We start from the raw sequence: 14,978 nt of genomic DNA on the forward strand, positions 1-14,978 counted from the left end.
GCCTCAGTTCACGCGGTGGCAGGTCGAGGTGGTCTCGGCCGTGCCGCGCATCCCGCCCGCCGCTCTCACCTCGCAGACCACGTACTTGCCGCCCCGCTCCAGGGTGAAGCTCGGACCGGAGGCGGAGACGATGCGGTGGCCGCCGTTGAGGAGCGCGCTCATCGGCTCCTCCACCGGCACCCAGGTCGTGGCCGGGCGCGGCGGCGCGGCGGGCGCCTCGGCGAAGGCGGGTCCGGCCGCGAGGACCGGCACAGAGAGGAAGGCGTTGAGAAACAGGGATCGGCGCATCGGGTATCCTCCTGATCGGGGCCTGGCCTCCGGTCCGTTCGAGCGATCCTGGGGGTCAGGGCGTCACCACGGCGAGGTCGGCCACCGGCAGCCAGCCGATGACCGGGGCCTTCTCACCCCGGTAGCGCACCCGGACCCAGGCGTCCCGCGTCTCCAGCACCGCGACGGGATCGAACCGGACGAGGTAGGGCGCCCGCGCCGGAGCCGGGCCGGGTTCCGGCCGGAAGGCCGTGCGCCTGGCCGTCACCAGGCCGACGCCGATCCAGTCGGCCGGGGGACCCCCCGTGCTCCGGGACAGGGCGTAGGGCGTGCCCACCATGGTGCCCGTGGTCATCGCGCACCCGCCGTGATCCTCCGCGAGGGTCAGGCTGGCGCCGTCAGGGGTGAAGACGAGGTCCCCCGGGATGCGCTCCGGCTCGCCCGGAAACCACGTTTCGACCTTGGCGCGGCCACCCGCGACGGTCCCGCGCAGGAGGAAGAGGCAGCTGAATTGCGGCGCGCCGGCATCGGCCGCTCCCCGCTGCTCGGCGAAGACCCCCGCCACCGCGTCCCCGGAGACCGCCAGGGCCAGACTGTCGTAGGTGCCGGACCGCGCCACCGGTTCGCCCGTCGCCCCGCCCGCGGCCAGCAGGACGGCGAAGCCGAGGGCCGTCCCCCGCACCGTCAGAGGCCCTTCTCCAGCACCTTAACCACGGCCTCGACCCGGTCCTTGAAGTCGGCGACGTTGGAGAACGGCCGCCAGTTCACGTCGAGGATCCCGCCGGTGAACGTGAGGCCGTTGGGGTAGTTCGAGGCGGGAGCGGTCTTCTCGTCGAAGCGGACGCGGATGGTCTTGAGCTTCTGGGCCAGGGCCTCGCGGCCCATGGTGTCCTTGGCCACCTCCTTCAGACCGGCGGCAATGGGCTCGAAGATCGTCTTCTCGAAAAAGCCCGGGTCTGAATAATACTTCGCGTCGCCCGGAATCGTGAGCTGGTCCCACGCCACCTCCACCGGCACGGGAAAGCCCGCCGCCTCCTGGATCGCCTTCTCGAGGGCGGGGTAGCGGTCCTGGCGGTAGGCCGCGATCGCCCGGCGCTCGGCGAGGCCGATGGTCGGCTCGGCCCGCGCGGCGGGCACGGACAGCACCATCAGGGCGGCGGCGAGGGCGTGGCGGCGTGAGATCATGCGGTGGTTCCTCGGATGCGATGGTCCCGAATGCGGGCTCGGCGTGACGATTCGATGACGATGCGGGGTGCGCTCACGGGTTGGGGGCGCAGCGCAAGGGGCCACCGGCCGCGACGGTGGGCGGGGTGGTCCCCGAGGGGCGAACGGGAAGCGAGACAAGGAAGCGAGACAGGTATGCGTCGGTGCCTTTCCGGCCCGACAGCTCTCGGCGCAGATCTTCACAGGCGCCGGCAGGGCCGCGACGGCGAACGGAAGCGTCCCGTCTCAGGCGATCCGCGCCCAGCACGCGGCGTCGTACTTCGGGATCGAGCAGGCCCCCAGCGGGCCGCCAGGAAACCCGAGCCGCAGGGTCCCGTCCGCATTCGCGACGGTGTCGATGCCGACCTCGGCGCTCACGTCCCGGACCAGCGTGCGGCTCGTGTCCGCGTCGAGCACCGCGAACGGGACGGTGCCATCGGTGCTCGCCTGCTCGAAGACGAGGAACCCGCCCGTGCGGCCGGCCAAGCCGCGCCAGGGAGGCGCAGGGCCTCGACGATCCTGTCCCAGAACCGTGTCTCGGGGTAGCCGAACCAGAGGTCGAGGCACCAGCCGAGTTCCGGGAGATTCACACCAGGTGGGCGTCGCAGGTCGGCCACCCGTTGCGGTGGAGGAGAATCATGTTCTGCTGGTGGCTCTCCACGGCGCGTTCAGCACCGTGTGGGGTGCAAGGGTCCGAACCGTGGACCTGCGGCGGCGGGGCGCATCCGAGCCTGGAGAGCGGTCCGACGACGGTGAGCCCTTCCTTTCTGCGTCCAACAAAAACGGCGCGCCTCGCGGCGCGCCGTCATGCTGGGGCTCGCAGTTCGTCGGAGACGGACCGCCCTGTCTTACCTCAGTCGGTCCGTCGCCTCAGACGGCGCGGGCCTGGTGCAGTTGCTCGATCTGCTGCTGGGTGTAGCCGAGGTCGAGCAGGACTTCGTCGGTGTGCTCACCGAGCAGCGGCGAGGCCTTCACCTCGACCTGCATGTCGGAGAACTTGATCGGGCTGCCGACGGTCAGGTACGAGCCGAGCTTCGGGTGCGGCACCTCGACCACGGTGCCGCTGGCGCGCAGCGACGGGTCGTTGGCGATCTCCTTCATCGACAGCACCGGCGAGCACGGGATGTCGAACTTGCGCAGGATGTCCACGGCCTCGAACTTGGTCTTGTCGGCGAGCCAAGCCTCGATCGTGCCGAAGATGTCCATGATCTTGTCCTGGCGCGCACGGGCGGTGCTGTAGGCCGGATCGTTCTCCCATTCCGGCTTGCCGATCGCCTTGCAGATCGGAGCCCAGGCATGGCCCTGGATCGTGAAGTAGATGTAGGCGTTCGGGTCGGTCTCCCAACCCTTGCACTTCAGCACCCAGCCCGGCTGGCCGCCGCCGCCCGCGTTGCCGCCGCGCGGCACCACGTCCGAGAACTCGCCGTGCGGATACTGCGGGTATTCCTCGAGGTAGCCGAGAGCATCGAGGCGCTGCTGATCGCGGAGCTTGACGCGGCAGAGATTGAGCACCGAATCCTGCATCGAGACGGCGACCTTCTGGCCCTTGCCGGTCTTGTTCTTCTGGTGAAGCGCCGTGAGGATGCCGATGGCGAGATGCATGCCGGTGTTCGAGTCGCCGAGCGCGGCGGCGCTGACGGTGGGCGGGCCGTCCCAGAAGCCGGTGGTCGAGGCCGCACCGCCCGCGCACTGCGCGACGTTCTCGTAGACCTTCAGGTCCTCGTAGTGGTGGCCGTCCGAGAAGCCCTTCACCGAGGCGAGGATCATGCCCGGATTGAGTTCCTGGATGCGCGACCAAGAGAAGCCCATACGGTCGAGGGCGCCGGGGCCGAAATTCTCGACCATGACGTCGGACTGCTTGATCAGGTTCTCGAGGACTTCCTTGCCCTCGGGAGTTTTGGTGTCGAGCGTCAGGGAGCGCTTATTGGAATTGAGCATGGTGAAGTAGAGCGCGTCGGCGCCCTCGACGTGGCGAAGCTGCGTACGCGTCACGTCGCCGGCCCCAGGGCGCTCCACCTTGATCACGTCAGCGCCGAACCAGGCCAGGAGCTGCGTGCAGGCCGGGCCCGCCTGGACGTGGGTGAAATCGATGATCTTGATACCCTCGAGCGGCTTGCTCATCGTGGCGTTCTCCCTGTTGGCTTAGACGATTGTCGAAGTTCGAGACTTGCCCGGTCGGTCCGGGTTCTGGGTTGGCCGAGGTCCCGTCGAGCGAGAGTCCGGCGGCGTGTCGCGCGTCGCCCTCAGGCGACGCGGGATTCGAGGTCCGCCAGACGGCGGCGCATGTCGCGCTCGTCGTTCCAGCGCTGGGTTTCGTCGCGGATGATCGCGGCGATGCCCGTGACGGCGTCGTCGGGGCCGTGGATCAGCCCGACCGTGAAAGCGATGGAGAGCGTGTGGCCGTCCTTGTGGATGGCCGGCACCCGCAGGACGTCGGCGCCGTACTTGGTCACTCCCGTCTGCATGGTCTTGGCATAACCATCCCAGTGGCGCCGGCGCTGCCGCTCCGGCGTGATGAGGTCGAGAGACTGGCCGATCGCCTCCGCCGCCGTGTAGCCGAAGATCCGCGTCGCGGCGGGATTCCACACGGTGATCGCACCGCTCGGGTCCGACACCACGACGGCATCGCCGGCCGCCGCCACGAGGGCGGCAAAATCGATCGGGCTCGTCATGCGCTGACCCTTAATCTCCCTGCCCGTGCCGCGGATGTCGTCTCCGCTGCCCGCTTCATCGACCGGGCGGGCTCGAAGCTGGAGTCGGATGATGCTCATCCACCGGCATGGAACATTCCTCTCCTTGTCGGTCAGGCTGGAGCCTGGTCGGTGGCGTCGCGAGGACTTGGTTTTTTCGGTGTCACAGTCGTTGGTATTTGGTATGCCAACGTCGCTGAGGTGTCAACTCGCGGTGCCATCATCAACCGGCGAAGGGAGCTTGAGCCCGGGTGACGGCGTTCTCGAACCAGACCGGCACGTCGCGGATAAACGAGAACCGGCAGGGGGAGGCACAATGGGTCCAGGCCCGAGCATCACGATCACGCAGATCGAAGGCTACAAGTTCGCGATCGATTTTGGCGGGATCCTCCCTCATCTGGTCGTCGACGAGGCCGTTCCGATCGGCAAAGGCGAAGGCCCGTTTCCCGAACAGCTTCTCGTCTCGGCGGTGACGAACTGCCTGTGCGCCAGTCTCGTCTTCGCCCTCGGCAAGTACAAGCAGGAGGCCGGCGGCATCCGGGCCGAGGCGCATTGCGAGGTCACGCGCAACGCCGAGAACCGGCTGCGCATCACGGGCATCGCAATCTCCATCAGCCTCGGGGCGACCGCCGACGCCGTGCCACGCATCGACCGGGTGCTGGAGCAGTTCCAGCGCTTCTGTACCGTCTCCGAGAGTGTGCAGGCCGGCATTCCCATCGCGGTCTCGGTCCGCGACGGCGCCGGCACGCTGCTGACCTGAGCCTCCCATCTCGTTCAAGGAAGGATCTGCCATGACGACAACGCCCGAAGCGTCCGGCCACCACGCACCCCTCGCCCACGAGCCGGAAGACCTTGCCCGCCTCTTCAACGAACGCGCCAACGCAGGGGATGTGGAGGGGTTGGTTGCCCTCTACGAACGTGACGCGGTGCTGGCCGCCGGCAAGGTCGTGGCCACGGGGCACGCCGAGATCCGGCAATTCTATGCGGATCTCCTGGCGCGCAAATCCGATTTTCCGGCCGCCGAGACTCTTCCGGCGATCCGGAGCGGCGATCTCGCCATGACCTTCGCACGATTGCCGAACGGGACGATCTCGGCGGAGACCGCACGGCGCCAGGCCGACGGCGGATGGCGCTGGCTGATCGACCAGCTGAAGATCAAGCCGCTTCAGGCGGACAAGGCCGACTGACGGCCGGTCACCCTTTTAAAATTCCCAATAAGCAGAATTCCGCATGATCGATCCCCGACTCGCCGGCCGGCTCGCCTTCGCGCACCGGCTCCCCACGCGGGAACCCCTGTCCCCAGGCCGACACGCCCTCGGCCTGTTCGCTCAGCGCGACGCGATCCTCGTGGTGCCGGAGGGGATCGAGCCGCGCCGGCCGACACCCCTCGTGGTACTGTTTCACGGCGGAGGCGGTAGCGCGGAGAAGATCCTGCCGATGCTGGAGGCGCATGCCCGGGCGCGGGGCTTCCTGCTGCTCGCACCCCAATCGTTGTTTCCGACCTGGGACCTCGTGATCGGCGGGCACGGGCCCGACCGGGAGCGTGTCGACGCAGCGCTGGCCGAGGTCAGCACCCGCTACCTCCTCGATCCGACGCGGCTGGTCTTCGCGGGCCATTCCGATGGCGGCAGCTACACGCTCTCCCTCGGCCTCGCCAACGGACACGTGGTCACCCATCTCCTCGTCTCCTCGGCCGGATTCCTGTCCGTTCATCTGCAATCGGGCGCGCCGCGCATCTTCCTCTCCCACGGTACCCGCGACGAGCAGATCCCGATCGACCGAAGCGCGCGGGTCCACGTCGCCCAGTTGCGGGAGGCCGGCTACGCGGTCACCGCAGTCGAGTACGACGGCCCGCACGCCTACGATCCGGCGGTCGTGGCACGGGGTGTGGACTTCGTCCTGGCCGAGACCGACACACCGGACTCGGCCGACTGAGTAACGAACCACCGAAGGCGGAAGGCAGCCCCAAACCACCTCGCCGGGACGCTCCGCGGCGGTCCGAGGCCCCGGACACGGGCATCGACACCGAAGATTCTTAACGGTCCCGACCTACGCTGATCCCTCTTACGGGGCGTGTGGATCGACCTTCACGCCCCGCTTCGTTGCGCGATCGGTGGAGGTTCGAGCTTGGTACGGCGTGGCAGCTCGGCTCGGTGGATCATTGCGAGGCGGATGTCGGCCGCACTGGTCCTCGCGAACTTCGCGGTGATCGATGCCGGTGAAGCCTCCGCCAATTCGAAACGTCCGGACAGTTCCAGCGACCGTCGCAACCCATCGGGGCCGATCCTCGCCGGCGGGCCGGCCTTCGCTCCGTTCGCCTATCTCCGCTTCTGCCAAAGGGCGCCGCTGGACTGCGCCCCGGATGGACGGGACGAACCGCTCGAACTCACGCCGACGCGGCTGAAGGAGCTCGCCTTCGTCAACGAGACTGTGAATCGGCGCATCGCTCCCAGAGCCGGCCTGCCGGAGGCCGGCGCGTGGTCCCTGACCGCCAGACAAGGGAACTGCAACACCTACGCCCTGCAGAAGAGGCACGAACTCCTCGCGCGCGGCTGGCCGATCGGGGCGTTGTCCCTGGCCGTGGTCGTGACGCCGGAGGGGGTCGGACACCTCGTCCTCGTCGTCCGGCAGGCATCCGCAGACCTCGTCCTCGACAACCTGCACCCGGACATCCGCGCCTGGACGCAGACGAACTATCATTGGAGCAAGATCCAGGCGGCTGGAAACCCGGATCTCTGGCTCGACATCCCGGCGTCGGCCCGGCGGATGGCTCTCGGGCCGGCGCGCGGGCGGGTCGCCGATGCGCGCGCCGAGTGACGGCGGCTCCCGGGTCGGCCGCGTGAGGATGCATCTCCGGGTTCCCGGCCGTCCCTCAATGCTCCTTCAGAGCCAGGGTCGATCGGGCTTCTCGGCGATGCCCGGCATGCGGACCTCGATGCCGAACCGCTTCAACGTCTGCTGAAACTTCGTCTGCCACAGAACCGACACCCCCTTCGTCCGGCCGATGAGCTCGGCCTGCAGCGCCGGCTTCACCGACAGGAACGTGGCCACGGTTTCGTCGATGAAGCGCCCCTCCATGAGATCGGCGAATTCGACGAGGGCGCGGTCGCGAAGATCGGGGGGCATCAGGCTGAAACGTTGGAGGACGAGACGGTTGCGCTGTGCAGCGAGCCATCCTTCCCGAGGTGCGAACGCATAGGAATTGCGCAGCTTCTGGTACGTGTCCTCGCTGATGCCGGTGCGATTGAGCTCGACCCAGGCCAGGGTCAGCCAGCCGAGCCCGTCGCGCGGATAGCAGGCCAGCAGGTTCCGACTGCGCAGGTCGAGTTCGTCCATCGCCGCATCCATCGCTTCGAGGTCCGCCCGCTGCATGAGCGCACTCGCCAGTTGGGAGCGGACGATCAGCCAATGCCGCATCCGCCGCCGCGCGCAGGACGGCGAGGCCTTGTCACGCCGGTTCGCCTGCGCCCTGAGCGCCTCGACGTCGAAATGATGCCCGCGCACGATCGACATCGCCGCCGAGGCGGCGTTGTCCGGGGCGATCGAGATGGCTCGAAGCTGAAACAGGGCCGCCGCGACCGCGATGAGGCTGAGGCAGCGGATGAGGGCAGCGAGTTTGGTACCGGAGATCACGATTCGACGGTGCGTCCGATCCATCATGCAATCGGTAGTCGACCGGGCGAAGGGCATCAAGCTGATCGCACTTCGACACGATCGGGCGAGATATTCACGGTTCCGGGCGACCGGACAGACAATGTTCCGTTCGTCCGGCCGCATCCGAGGGGCGACCGGAGGCCGGATCGCCATGAATTCGCTTCGGTCTCGAGAGCCTGCCGGGGCAGGCTGGAACAATCTCCGCAAACGGCTGATCTCTTGCCCTTTAATCAGATCTTTACGGCACATCGTTTCTATGAAGGCAGTCTAGCCCGGTCCTACATGGGGTGCATGCGTGATGGAAGCCGCCGAAAAGCCTGTTCCGATGGACTCGCTCGACAAGGAGGCGGATCGGATCCGAAGCATTTTCAGCACCTCGTTTCCGCATTCGAGCGAAGATCTGAACCGTCTGATCCCCGAGAACTTCACCGATACCCTGGCTCGACGGGGGGAGCCCACTGCCAAGGCGGAAACCGATGAGTTCGATTGGTCGATCACGCTGGCCAATATCGAGGCGATCGTCGATGCCAGTAACGCCAGCAAGGCCCTCGTGGCAGACGCCGAGCGGCGGGCGGAGATCGCGGAGGCCAAGGCCAAGGAGGCCATTCACTGGCTCAGAATCCTGCACGAAGCCGTGCTGAGAGGAATGCCAAGCCCGTCGGCTTGAGGCAGGACACCGCTCGAACCCCGGGACGGCTGGCTGTGGAGCGGTAAATCGATCGCCCGTGGAAGCCCGCATCAGGCGACCGGCCTCGCCCCTCGAGCCGGGAGCGTCGAGGCCTGAGGCAAGGTTTCGAGCGATCGGGCACCCTTTGGTCGTGCCAGCGGACGGCAACCGATCTCATCCGAGAGTTTGGGCGCCGTCGCCGGAGCCGCCCGCGTCGTGCGCTCCGTCCCCCGCACCTCATCAAATCTAAGCGTGCCGGGGCCGTCACGCCTAGGAGTCGCCACCCTTCCCGCGGCGCCCGGTACCGGGATTGCGGCCAACCTGCGGATCGGACCGACGAGAGACGGCGCATCGGGTCCGCGCGCGTTTGCTGCGGATCAGGCCGGGGGGTGCGACCATCGGGTGGATCGATCGCGCGACGTTCCCGGCCACTATTCCGCGTGGCTCGACGGAGCCTGCCACTCGACACCGGCATGCTCGCGGATGTCGCCCGGCAGGCTCCCGGTGTCGGCGTCGCTCGCCCAGTCGCTCGGCTCCGCGACCTCGACGATCTCGTCCTCCGGATAGGCGGCCTCGAGGAAGAGCCGCGCCTCGCCCTCTGCCGCGGCCCGCACGGTCACCAGTGGCTTCGTCCCTGCGGCGGACCTGATCTTGGCAATGAACAGCTTCGTCATCGTGTTCTCCCGGAGCGATCCTGCCTCCTCACAGAGGGCAATCCCGGCAAAGAGCAAGGGAGCGGATCCGCAGCCGTGAAGTCGGTCTCGGCTGGCTCGACAGCCTGCCCAGGTCGGGGTCGCCCATACAGGCCGTCAACCGGGCGACGGGCGTGCTGGTCCTTCGGCCACGGCGCGGCCGCTGCCCGGTCTTGAGCTGCGCCAGCCGAGAAGACTCCGGCCGCTTCGCAACGAGTCCGAAACCTCCTCGGCGCCAAGCTGCCCGGCGGAAGATCGGCCCGGGGCGAGCGATCGGGCAGCGAGGGACATGGCTCAGACGTCGAAACGCCGCCTGTTCCTGGAACGGGTTTCATGCCGGGCGTCCGGGGCGCCTCTCGGAGCCCTGGCCCTCGAGGCCGAGTTTACCCGTGAGAATGTCGAGACCGCCTGCCAGGCCCTGTCCTTGAAGCTCGTATCCCTCGTGGAGGTGGACGACGACGGCAATTACGCGTTCCGCATCACGCGGCCCGGTCTCCTCCTCCTCGATGGACAGGTCGAGGAAGCGGCGGCCCTGATCGACCGTGGCCTCGGGATCCGGAGGCTCGTGGTTCCTCCACCCTGGGGCCTCCTCGGCAGCAAGCTTCGTCCGGGCGGACCCGGGATGTCGTTGAAGGGAAGCGGTCCACGCGCCTATGCGACCCAGCTGATTCTGGCCGTGGCGTCTGGGCACGCGATCGTCCAAGGGGACATCGTGCGCGGCAACGCCAACGCGCCGCGCCCCGGATCCACCGGCGAACCGCGCCGATCCGAACGGTTCGGGACCTCGGCGCCGCTCCGGGACTGGGGCCGAACCAAGGACCGCGACCGCCCGGTATGATCCCGGACGGCAGGCTGAACCCGCTGCCTGGAGGCGCGTGCTCGCTCTTCGCCAAGGTCTCTCACGGAACGGTCGCCCGCCCGATCGGTTCGGCCCCCATGGTGCGTCATGCCGTCGGGGCCATCGTCCCGATCGCGACCTCCCCGTGCGAGCGACTGCCTCGCATCACCGAGAGCCCGGCACGGGAGCCGCAACGCCTTCGAACCCGTCCGGCGTCAGGGCCCTTCGTGCATCCCCATCCGGTCGCGGTGCCGTGAGCAGCCTGGAACGTCCCAGCCCGCAACCGACCAGGGCGGCGAAAACCACCGCGTAGCCCGGGATCTGGAGGGAGAAATCGACGATCGAATGCAGGGTGCCGAGGCCTCCGACGGCGAGTGCCGCAACGACGACGGACCGATCGCGACCCCTGATGCGGCCGGCGCGCCAGATCGTGAGGGCGGCCCAGATCCAGAGCGCGCCGAGGACGGCCAGGACCGGCACACCCCACTCGACGGCAATCTCCAGGGGCGTGCTGTGGGCGATGTCCCAGACGCCGAACAGACCCAGGACATCGCTGCGATAGGCGGGAAACGCCGCCTCGAACGACCCGGCTCCATGGCCGAGCCAGGGCCGTTCCCGCACCATCTCGAGAGCGATCCGATACATCTCCAACCGGCCCGGATCGGCGAAGCCATGGGCCTGGATGCGAAGACCGACCTGGCCGCCCCAGATCTCGACCAGGGCAAGACAGGCGGCCACGCCGGCGAGCGCGGCGCGCTTGCGATAGCGCCGGAGGGTGACGTAGCTCGGAAGGAGACGAAAGAGGGTAAACAGCAGGGCGGCGACGGTGAGCAGGAGGCCGGCGCGCGAGCCTGTGAGCGTCACCGCCGCGAAGCAGGTGAGGCATCCGGCCAGGGTGGCCGCGCGCCAGAGGCGCCGGCGGTGCCGCATCGAGCCGAACCAGGCGCGGAGCGCCAGGATGAGCCAGACGACCGCGACACTGCCGAAATAGGTCGCGGCCGTATTCCTGTTGACGAAGGGACCCGTCAGGTTCCCCACATACGCGACCTTCTTCACCCACAGCACGCGATCCGGCTCGATCTCGAGCAGGAGAATGCCGAAGCCTGCGTAGAAAAGGCCGGACCAAGCGACGACGTGGAGCAGCCGTTTGGCGGCCTCGCGATCGGTTCCGATCGGCAGCGCCCGCAGCGCGGTGAGGGCGAACAGGAACGAGGGGCCAAGGGTTTCCCACGGCGGGGAAGCGATGCTCGAGGCTCGCGGACGCAGAATTCGGTCGATCTGCGGCGCGACGGTACGCCAGATCGGATCCGGCACCGTCCACCACGGGTCGGGCAGGAACTGCAGCAGAGTGACCACGCCGACGACCAGGATCGCCAGGACGATCCGGCCCGCCGATCGGTGGAGGTGATCCGGCATCCGGCCCCATGGCGCAGTCAGGCAGCTGACCGCGATCAGAACGAGGAACAGATGGGTCCAGAACGGCTCGATCGAGCCGAACGGGAGAGGCGCAGTTCCGACGACGACGAACAGAAGGCCCTGAGATCCTCGGTCGAGCGCCTTCAACACCTGTCAGATCCTGGTTGCGGCACCCGGTGCAGCGAGGCGAAGTCCCATCACGTGACCTCGGCGTCCGGCACCGGATCCGTGCGGGTGCCCTGCACTGGCGCGATCGGATCGAATTCTGTCAACCCGACGGGAAGTCGGTCCCGATCGCCGGGACCGAGATGGATGGCCAGGTTCCGGCGATCCTTCGCGGACCCAGGGGTGAGCGCTCGCTGGCGTACCCGAACTGGGCGCCCGTGCCCTCGGCCAAGCCCGCGAAATCGAAGAAGCCCGCCGCGGCCGAAGCCGGGCGGGCGTGGTTGCGAGACCTAACGGTTGATCGGGCGTCGACCTCAACCCGTGAACCCCACACCATCTGTGATCGATTCGCAGCAACAATCCGGCAACAGACGAAAAAATCCCGCCCAGGTTGCTCCGGGCGGGTGAAGGTGACGGCTCCCAGTCTTCGGGAGGCTCTCTGTAGACGATCGGCCAACGGAAAATCATCCGCCTGCGGCACTCGCCGCAGTGGAACCCGTCAAGTTCGAGCCGATGTTCGAACCCGCGTGAGACAACGGTGAGGGCAGACCCTAACCGACGCGCTCGATTGGAAAATCAGTCCGGAAAATCGATGGTGCCCAGGGACGGAATCGAACCGCCGACACTGCGATTTTCAGTCGCATGCTCTACCAACTGAGCTACCTGGGCCTCGGCCGGTTCGCGTAAGCGGCACCGGCTGGAGCGGGGGTATAGGGGGTGGATTGCAGGCTGTCCAGCCTCGATCCGAAGAGATTTTTTCGATCGATTCCGCCGACGGATCGACGCCCTCAGCTGTCTCGGTCCGATCGGGAACCGACGCCGTCAGCATCCTCGTCCTCGTCCTCCGCGGTCGGGATGACGTAGCGGTCGGTGAGCCAGCGCCCGAGGTCGATGTCGGCGCAGCGGGCGGAGCAGAACGGCACGAAGGCGGCCTCCGGCGGCTTCCCGCAGATCGGGCACGGGTCGGGCTTGGACGGCCCCGCGCGACGGCGGCCTGCATCGACATCCCTCATGCGGGTTCCCCCCAGGTGGCGCGAACCGGAAAGCCCTCTCCCTCCAGCAGGCTGACGGTCTCGTAGAGCGGCAACCCGATCACGGCACTGTGCGAGCCCACGAGTTTCACCACGAAGGCACCTGCCAGTCCCTGGATGGCATAGCCACCGGCCTTGCCGCGCCATTCGTCGGAAGCGAGGTAGGCATCGATCTCCCGGGAGGACAGGCGCTTGAACCGGACGCGGGTCTCGACCACCCGCTCGCGGCGCACGTCCTGTGGCGAGAGCAGGCAGACGGCCGTGTAGACCCGGTGCTGGCGCCCTGAGAGGAGACGCAGGCAATCGGCCGCCTCGTCGGGCAACTCGGCCTTGGGGAGCACCCGGCGGCCCACGGCCACGACCGTGTCCGCCGCGATGAGATAGGCGTCGTGCAAGTCGTCCCGCCGCCGCGCCGCGGCCCCGGCGGCCGCAAGCTTCTCGCGTGCGAGGCGTCGGGCGAGTTCGCGCGGTGTTTCAGACTTGCGCGGGGTCTCGTCGATATCCGCCGCAAGGAGCGCGTCGGGCTCGATGCCCACCTGCTGCAGGAGCGCGAGGCGCCGGGGTGAGGCGGAGGCCAGGATGAGACGGGCGCTCCGGCCCGAAACCAAGGTGTCGTCGATCGTCGTCACGTGCGGGCCGTCATGCGCGAGGTTGGCATCCTGTGAGGGGGCGGGTGGAGACAGCCGGCTGAGGCCGCGCATCGGAAAAGCGCGCCATCCACGCCGACGAGGCGGCCGGAACCTAGCGGAAACCCCGGACCTTGTGAACGCGCCTCCGCGGCAAGGTCCGGTTTCGGCCCGGCCCCGTGGACAACGGGTGCGGGTCTGATATGGTCGCGCTCGTGGCCAACAGTGTCACCGCAGCGGCTTACCGGTCCGCGCGGCGCGGGCGTAGTTCAGTGGTAGAACGTCAGCTTCCCAAGCAGGAACTGTGAGTTTCCTTTAGCTTCCCCGAGCTAGACGAAGTATCCCAAGCTCTTCAGCCGTATTCGCTTCTTCCGCTACACGCAGTACCTAGCTTCATGGAGCTGGACGCCGCCTGCTCCATAGCTGCTACAGCGGAGCGACGCGCGTGCGACGGTTCAAGTTTACTTCCACCAGCCTGTCTCGCTACTTGGTCGAGCCCGAAAAAGGCGCAACTCAGATGGTCGTTTGGGACACTGAGTCGCGGGGGCTCGGCGCGTATCGTGGAAAGAACGGGCCAGGCACCTTCTTCGTCCACTATCGCGTGGGCAGCCGCCAACGGAAGGTAACGCTCGGCCGGGTCAATGAACTGGCGGTTGGCGACGCTCGCGCCAAGGCTGTCGAGATCATGGCCGCGGCTCGCCAGGGGCGTGACATCATCAAAGAGCAGGCTCTAACCGAGCAAGCGCGGCTAACCCTTGCGGACGCTTTCGCCGAGTACACCAAGGCGCTGGTGCGCAAGGAGGCCTCACCCAAGACGCTGTCGCTCAACGAGCACAACTGGAAAAAGATGCTCGCCCCTCACGCCGCCCGCGAGCTGCACACCCTTACACGGCGCGAGGTACGAGCTTGGCATGAGGGATGGGGTTCGATTGGGCCCACTGCCGCCAACCACGGCGCCCGTCTGCTGCGAACCGTCTACAACTATGCCGACAAGCGATTGGCCGATGACCTTCCGGCGAGCCCGTGCGTCGCCGTGGAGTTCTACAAGGAGCGAGGCACGCGCCGCATGCTGACCTGGGAGGAACTGCCTGGTTGGTGGGGCCAGGTCCATTCAGTGTGCAACCCGGTTCGACGCGCCTATTGGAAGCTCCTGCTGTTCTCCGGCCTACGCATGACGGATGCAGCAACGATCCAATGGAAGGACGTGGGCGAAGGCGCGCTCCACCGCCCGAACCCAAAGGGTGGCCGCACTCGAGCCTACGATCTCCCGGTCACTCGACAAATGCGAGACATAGTCGAGGAAGCGCGCGTGGCGGCAGAGCAACTCCACTCCGCCAGTCCGTGGGTCTTCCCAGCGGATAGCGCATGCGGCCACGTCCTGAACATGCGAGAGCTGAGGGCATTCCCGGGCGTCTGGCCGCACGATCTGCGGCGCACCTACGCCACCGCGTGCGCTGAGGCCGGAGTCGACCCCTATACGATCAAGCTTTTGTTGAACCACGCGAAGGATAGGAACGACGTGACTTCCCGCTATGTCAGGCCGTCGGCCGGTCACGTTGCCAGCGCTGCCCAGCGCGTAGCTGACTTCATAGAGGAAAAATTGCAGGGCGCCGCAGCGATCACGACAATACGAACTAAACGTCCTGGCTTATCGGTTACGAACGACACGAACTGGCAGTCGGCGGACGTGACCAGTTCCGCGAGCGATCGAGGCTAGACGAGCCGTATG

18 protein-coding genes and 1 tRNA gene are annotated in these 14,978 nt (G+C 67.5%); 7 read left to right on the top strand and 12 right to left on the bottom strand.

Translation table 11 applies throughout. The annotated features are described in order from the left end of the window. Nucleotides 1-3: 3 nt before the first annotated feature. The 6 genes from AC0IWM_RS18020 to AC0IWM_RS18045 form a co-directional block, all read right to left on the bottom strand. On the bottom strand, nucleotides 4-288 hold the full coding sequence (locus AC0IWM_RS18020) for a hypothetical protein (RefSeq protein ID WP_471757198.1): 285 nt from the start codon (nucleotides 286-288) through the stop codon (nucleotides 4-6). Nucleotides 289-343: 55 nt separating this feature from the next. Further along, nucleotides 344-949: a hypothetical protein gene (locus AC0IWM_RS18025; RefSeq protein ID WP_471757200.1), complete on the bottom strand. Its 606-nt coding sequence runs from the start codon at nucleotides 947-949 to the stop codon at nucleotides 344-346. A 2-nt stretch (nucleotides 950-951) separates the two neighbouring features. Next, on the bottom strand, nucleotides 952-1,452 hold the full coding sequence (locus AC0IWM_RS18030) for a hypothetical protein (RefSeq protein WP_471757202.1): 501 nt from the start codon (nucleotides 1,450-1,452) through the stop codon (nucleotides 952-954). A 264-nt stretch (nucleotides 1,453-1,716) separates the two neighbouring features. Continuing rightward, the gene (locus tag AC0IWM_RS18035; protein ID WP_471757204.1) at nucleotides 1,717-1,956 is read right to left on the bottom strand and encodes a hypothetical protein; all 240 of its coding nucleotides are present in this window, start codon (nucleotides 1,954-1,956) and stop codon (nucleotides 1,717-1,719) included. Nucleotides 1,957-2,340: 384 nt separating this feature from the next. Further along, nucleotides 2,341-3,591, bottom strand: coding sequence for a formyl-CoA transferase (gene frc, locus AC0IWM_RS18040; protein WP_103711749.1), 1,251 nt, complete (start codon nucleotides 3,589-3,591; stop codon nucleotides 2,341-2,343). Between the two features lie 122 nt (nucleotides 3,592-3,713). Continuing rightward, nucleotides 3,714-4,142: a PAS domain-containing protein gene (locus tag AC0IWM_RS18045; protein ID WP_471757206.1), complete on the bottom strand. Its 429-nt coding sequence runs from the start codon at nucleotides 4,140-4,142 to the stop codon at nucleotides 3,714-3,716. Between the two features lie 334 nt (nucleotides 4,143-4,476). Between AC0IWM_RS18045 and AC0IWM_RS18050 the strand changes: the two genes are divergently transcribed. The 4 genes from AC0IWM_RS18050 to AC0IWM_RS18065 all read left to right on the top strand — a co-directional run bounded on the left by AC0IWM_RS18050 (nucleotide 4,477) and on the right by AC0IWM_RS18065 (nucleotide 6,977). Continuing rightward, nucleotides 4,477-4,920, top strand: a complete 444-nt coding sequence (locus tag AC0IWM_RS18050) for an OsmC family protein (RefSeq protein ID WP_056477487.1) — start codon at nucleotides 4,477-4,479, stop codon at nucleotides 4,918-4,920. A gap of 31 nt (nucleotides 4,921-4,951) precedes the next feature. Beyond that, nucleotides 4,952-5,347 carry a YybH family protein gene (locus AC0IWM_RS18055; protein ID WP_471757208.1) on the top strand — a complete coding sequence of 132 codons (396 nt, stop codon included), beginning with the start codon at nucleotides 4,952-4,954 and terminating at the stop codon, nucleotides 5,345-5,347. A 43-nt stretch (nucleotides 5,348-5,390) separates the two neighbouring features. Further along, on the top strand, nucleotides 5,391-6,095 hold the full coding sequence (locus AC0IWM_RS18060; RefSeq protein ID WP_471757210.1) for an alpha/beta hydrolase: 705 nt from the start codon (nucleotides 5,391-5,393) through the stop codon (nucleotides 6,093-6,095). A gap of 237 nt (nucleotides 6,096-6,332) precedes the next feature. Further along, a complete protein-coding gene (locus tag AC0IWM_RS18065) occupies nucleotides 6,333-6,977 on the top strand; it encodes a transglutaminase-like cysteine peptidase (RefSeq protein ID WP_471757212.1) in 645 nt (214 codons plus the stop codon). Nucleotides 6,978-7,043: 66 nt separating this feature from the next. On the opposite strand, the gene AC0IWM_RS18070 is transcribed toward AC0IWM_RS18065, so the two are convergent. Next, nucleotides 7,044-7,937, bottom strand: coding sequence for a hypothetical protein (locus AC0IWM_RS18070; protein ID WP_471757214.1), 894 nt, complete (start codon nucleotides 7,935-7,937; stop codon nucleotides 7,044-7,046). Between the two features lie 175 nt (nucleotides 7,938-8,112). Here AC0IWM_RS18070 and AC0IWM_RS18075 point away from each other — a divergent pair, with 175 nt between their 5' ends. Then, the gene (locus tag AC0IWM_RS18075; RefSeq protein WP_471757216.1) at nucleotides 8,113-8,481 is read left to right on the top strand and encodes a hypothetical protein; all 369 of its coding nucleotides are present in this window, start codon (nucleotides 8,113-8,115) and stop codon (nucleotides 8,479-8,481) included. Between the two features lie 431 nt (nucleotides 8,482-8,912). Here AC0IWM_RS18075 and AC0IWM_RS18080 read toward each other — a convergent pair whose 3' ends face one another. After that, nucleotides 8,913-9,155, bottom strand: a complete 243-nt coding sequence (locus AC0IWM_RS18080) for a hypothetical protein (RefSeq protein ID WP_056477498.1) — start codon at nucleotides 9,153-9,155, stop codon at nucleotides 8,913-8,915. A 307-nt stretch (nucleotides 9,156-9,462) separates the two neighbouring features. On the opposite strand from AC0IWM_RS18080, the gene AC0IWM_RS18085 reads away from it, so the two are divergent. Next, nucleotides 9,463-10,011, top strand: a complete 549-nt coding sequence (locus AC0IWM_RS18085) for a hypothetical protein (RefSeq protein WP_471757218.1) — start codon at nucleotides 9,463-9,465, stop codon at nucleotides 10,009-10,011. Between the two features lie 165 nt (nucleotides 10,012-10,176). Here the strand turns inward: AC0IWM_RS18085 and AC0IWM_RS18090 are convergent, their stop codons facing one another. From AC0IWM_RS18090 to AC0IWM_RS18105, 4 genes are all read right to left on the bottom strand, one after another. Beyond that, nucleotides 10,177-11,577, bottom strand: a complete 1,401-nt coding sequence (locus tag AC0IWM_RS18090; RefSeq protein WP_471757220.1) for an O-antigen ligase family protein — start codon at nucleotides 11,575-11,577, stop codon at nucleotides 10,177-10,179. Between the two features lie 608 nt (nucleotides 11,578-12,185). Continuing rightward, nucleotides 12,186-12,261, bottom strand: a tRNA-Phe gene (locus AC0IWM_RS18095). 119 nt (nucleotides 12,262-12,380) lie between these two features. Continuing rightward, nucleotides 12,381-12,605, bottom strand: coding sequence for a DNA gyrase inhibitor YacG (gene yacG, locus AC0IWM_RS18100; protein ID WP_471757222.1), 225 nt, complete (start codon nucleotides 12,603-12,605; stop codon nucleotides 12,381-12,383). Beyond that, on the bottom strand, nucleotides 12,602-13,252 hold the full coding sequence (locus AC0IWM_RS18105; protein ID WP_471757224.1) for a Maf-like protein: 651 nt from the start codon (nucleotides 13,250-13,252) through the stop codon (nucleotides 12,602-12,604). The genes yacG and AC0IWM_RS18105 overlap by 4 nt, the downstream gene beginning before the upstream one ends. Nucleotides 13,253-13,694: 442 nt before the next feature. On the opposite strand from AC0IWM_RS18105, the gene AC0IWM_RS18110 reads away from it, so the two are divergent. After that, a complete protein-coding gene (locus AC0IWM_RS18110) occupies nucleotides 13,695-14,966 on the top strand; it encodes a tyrosine-type recombinase/integrase (protein ID WP_471757226.1) in 1,272 nt (423 codons plus the stop codon). Nucleotides 14,967-14,978 lie beyond the last annotated feature (12 nt).

This window comes from Methylobacterium sp. AC433, assembly GCF_979253015.1.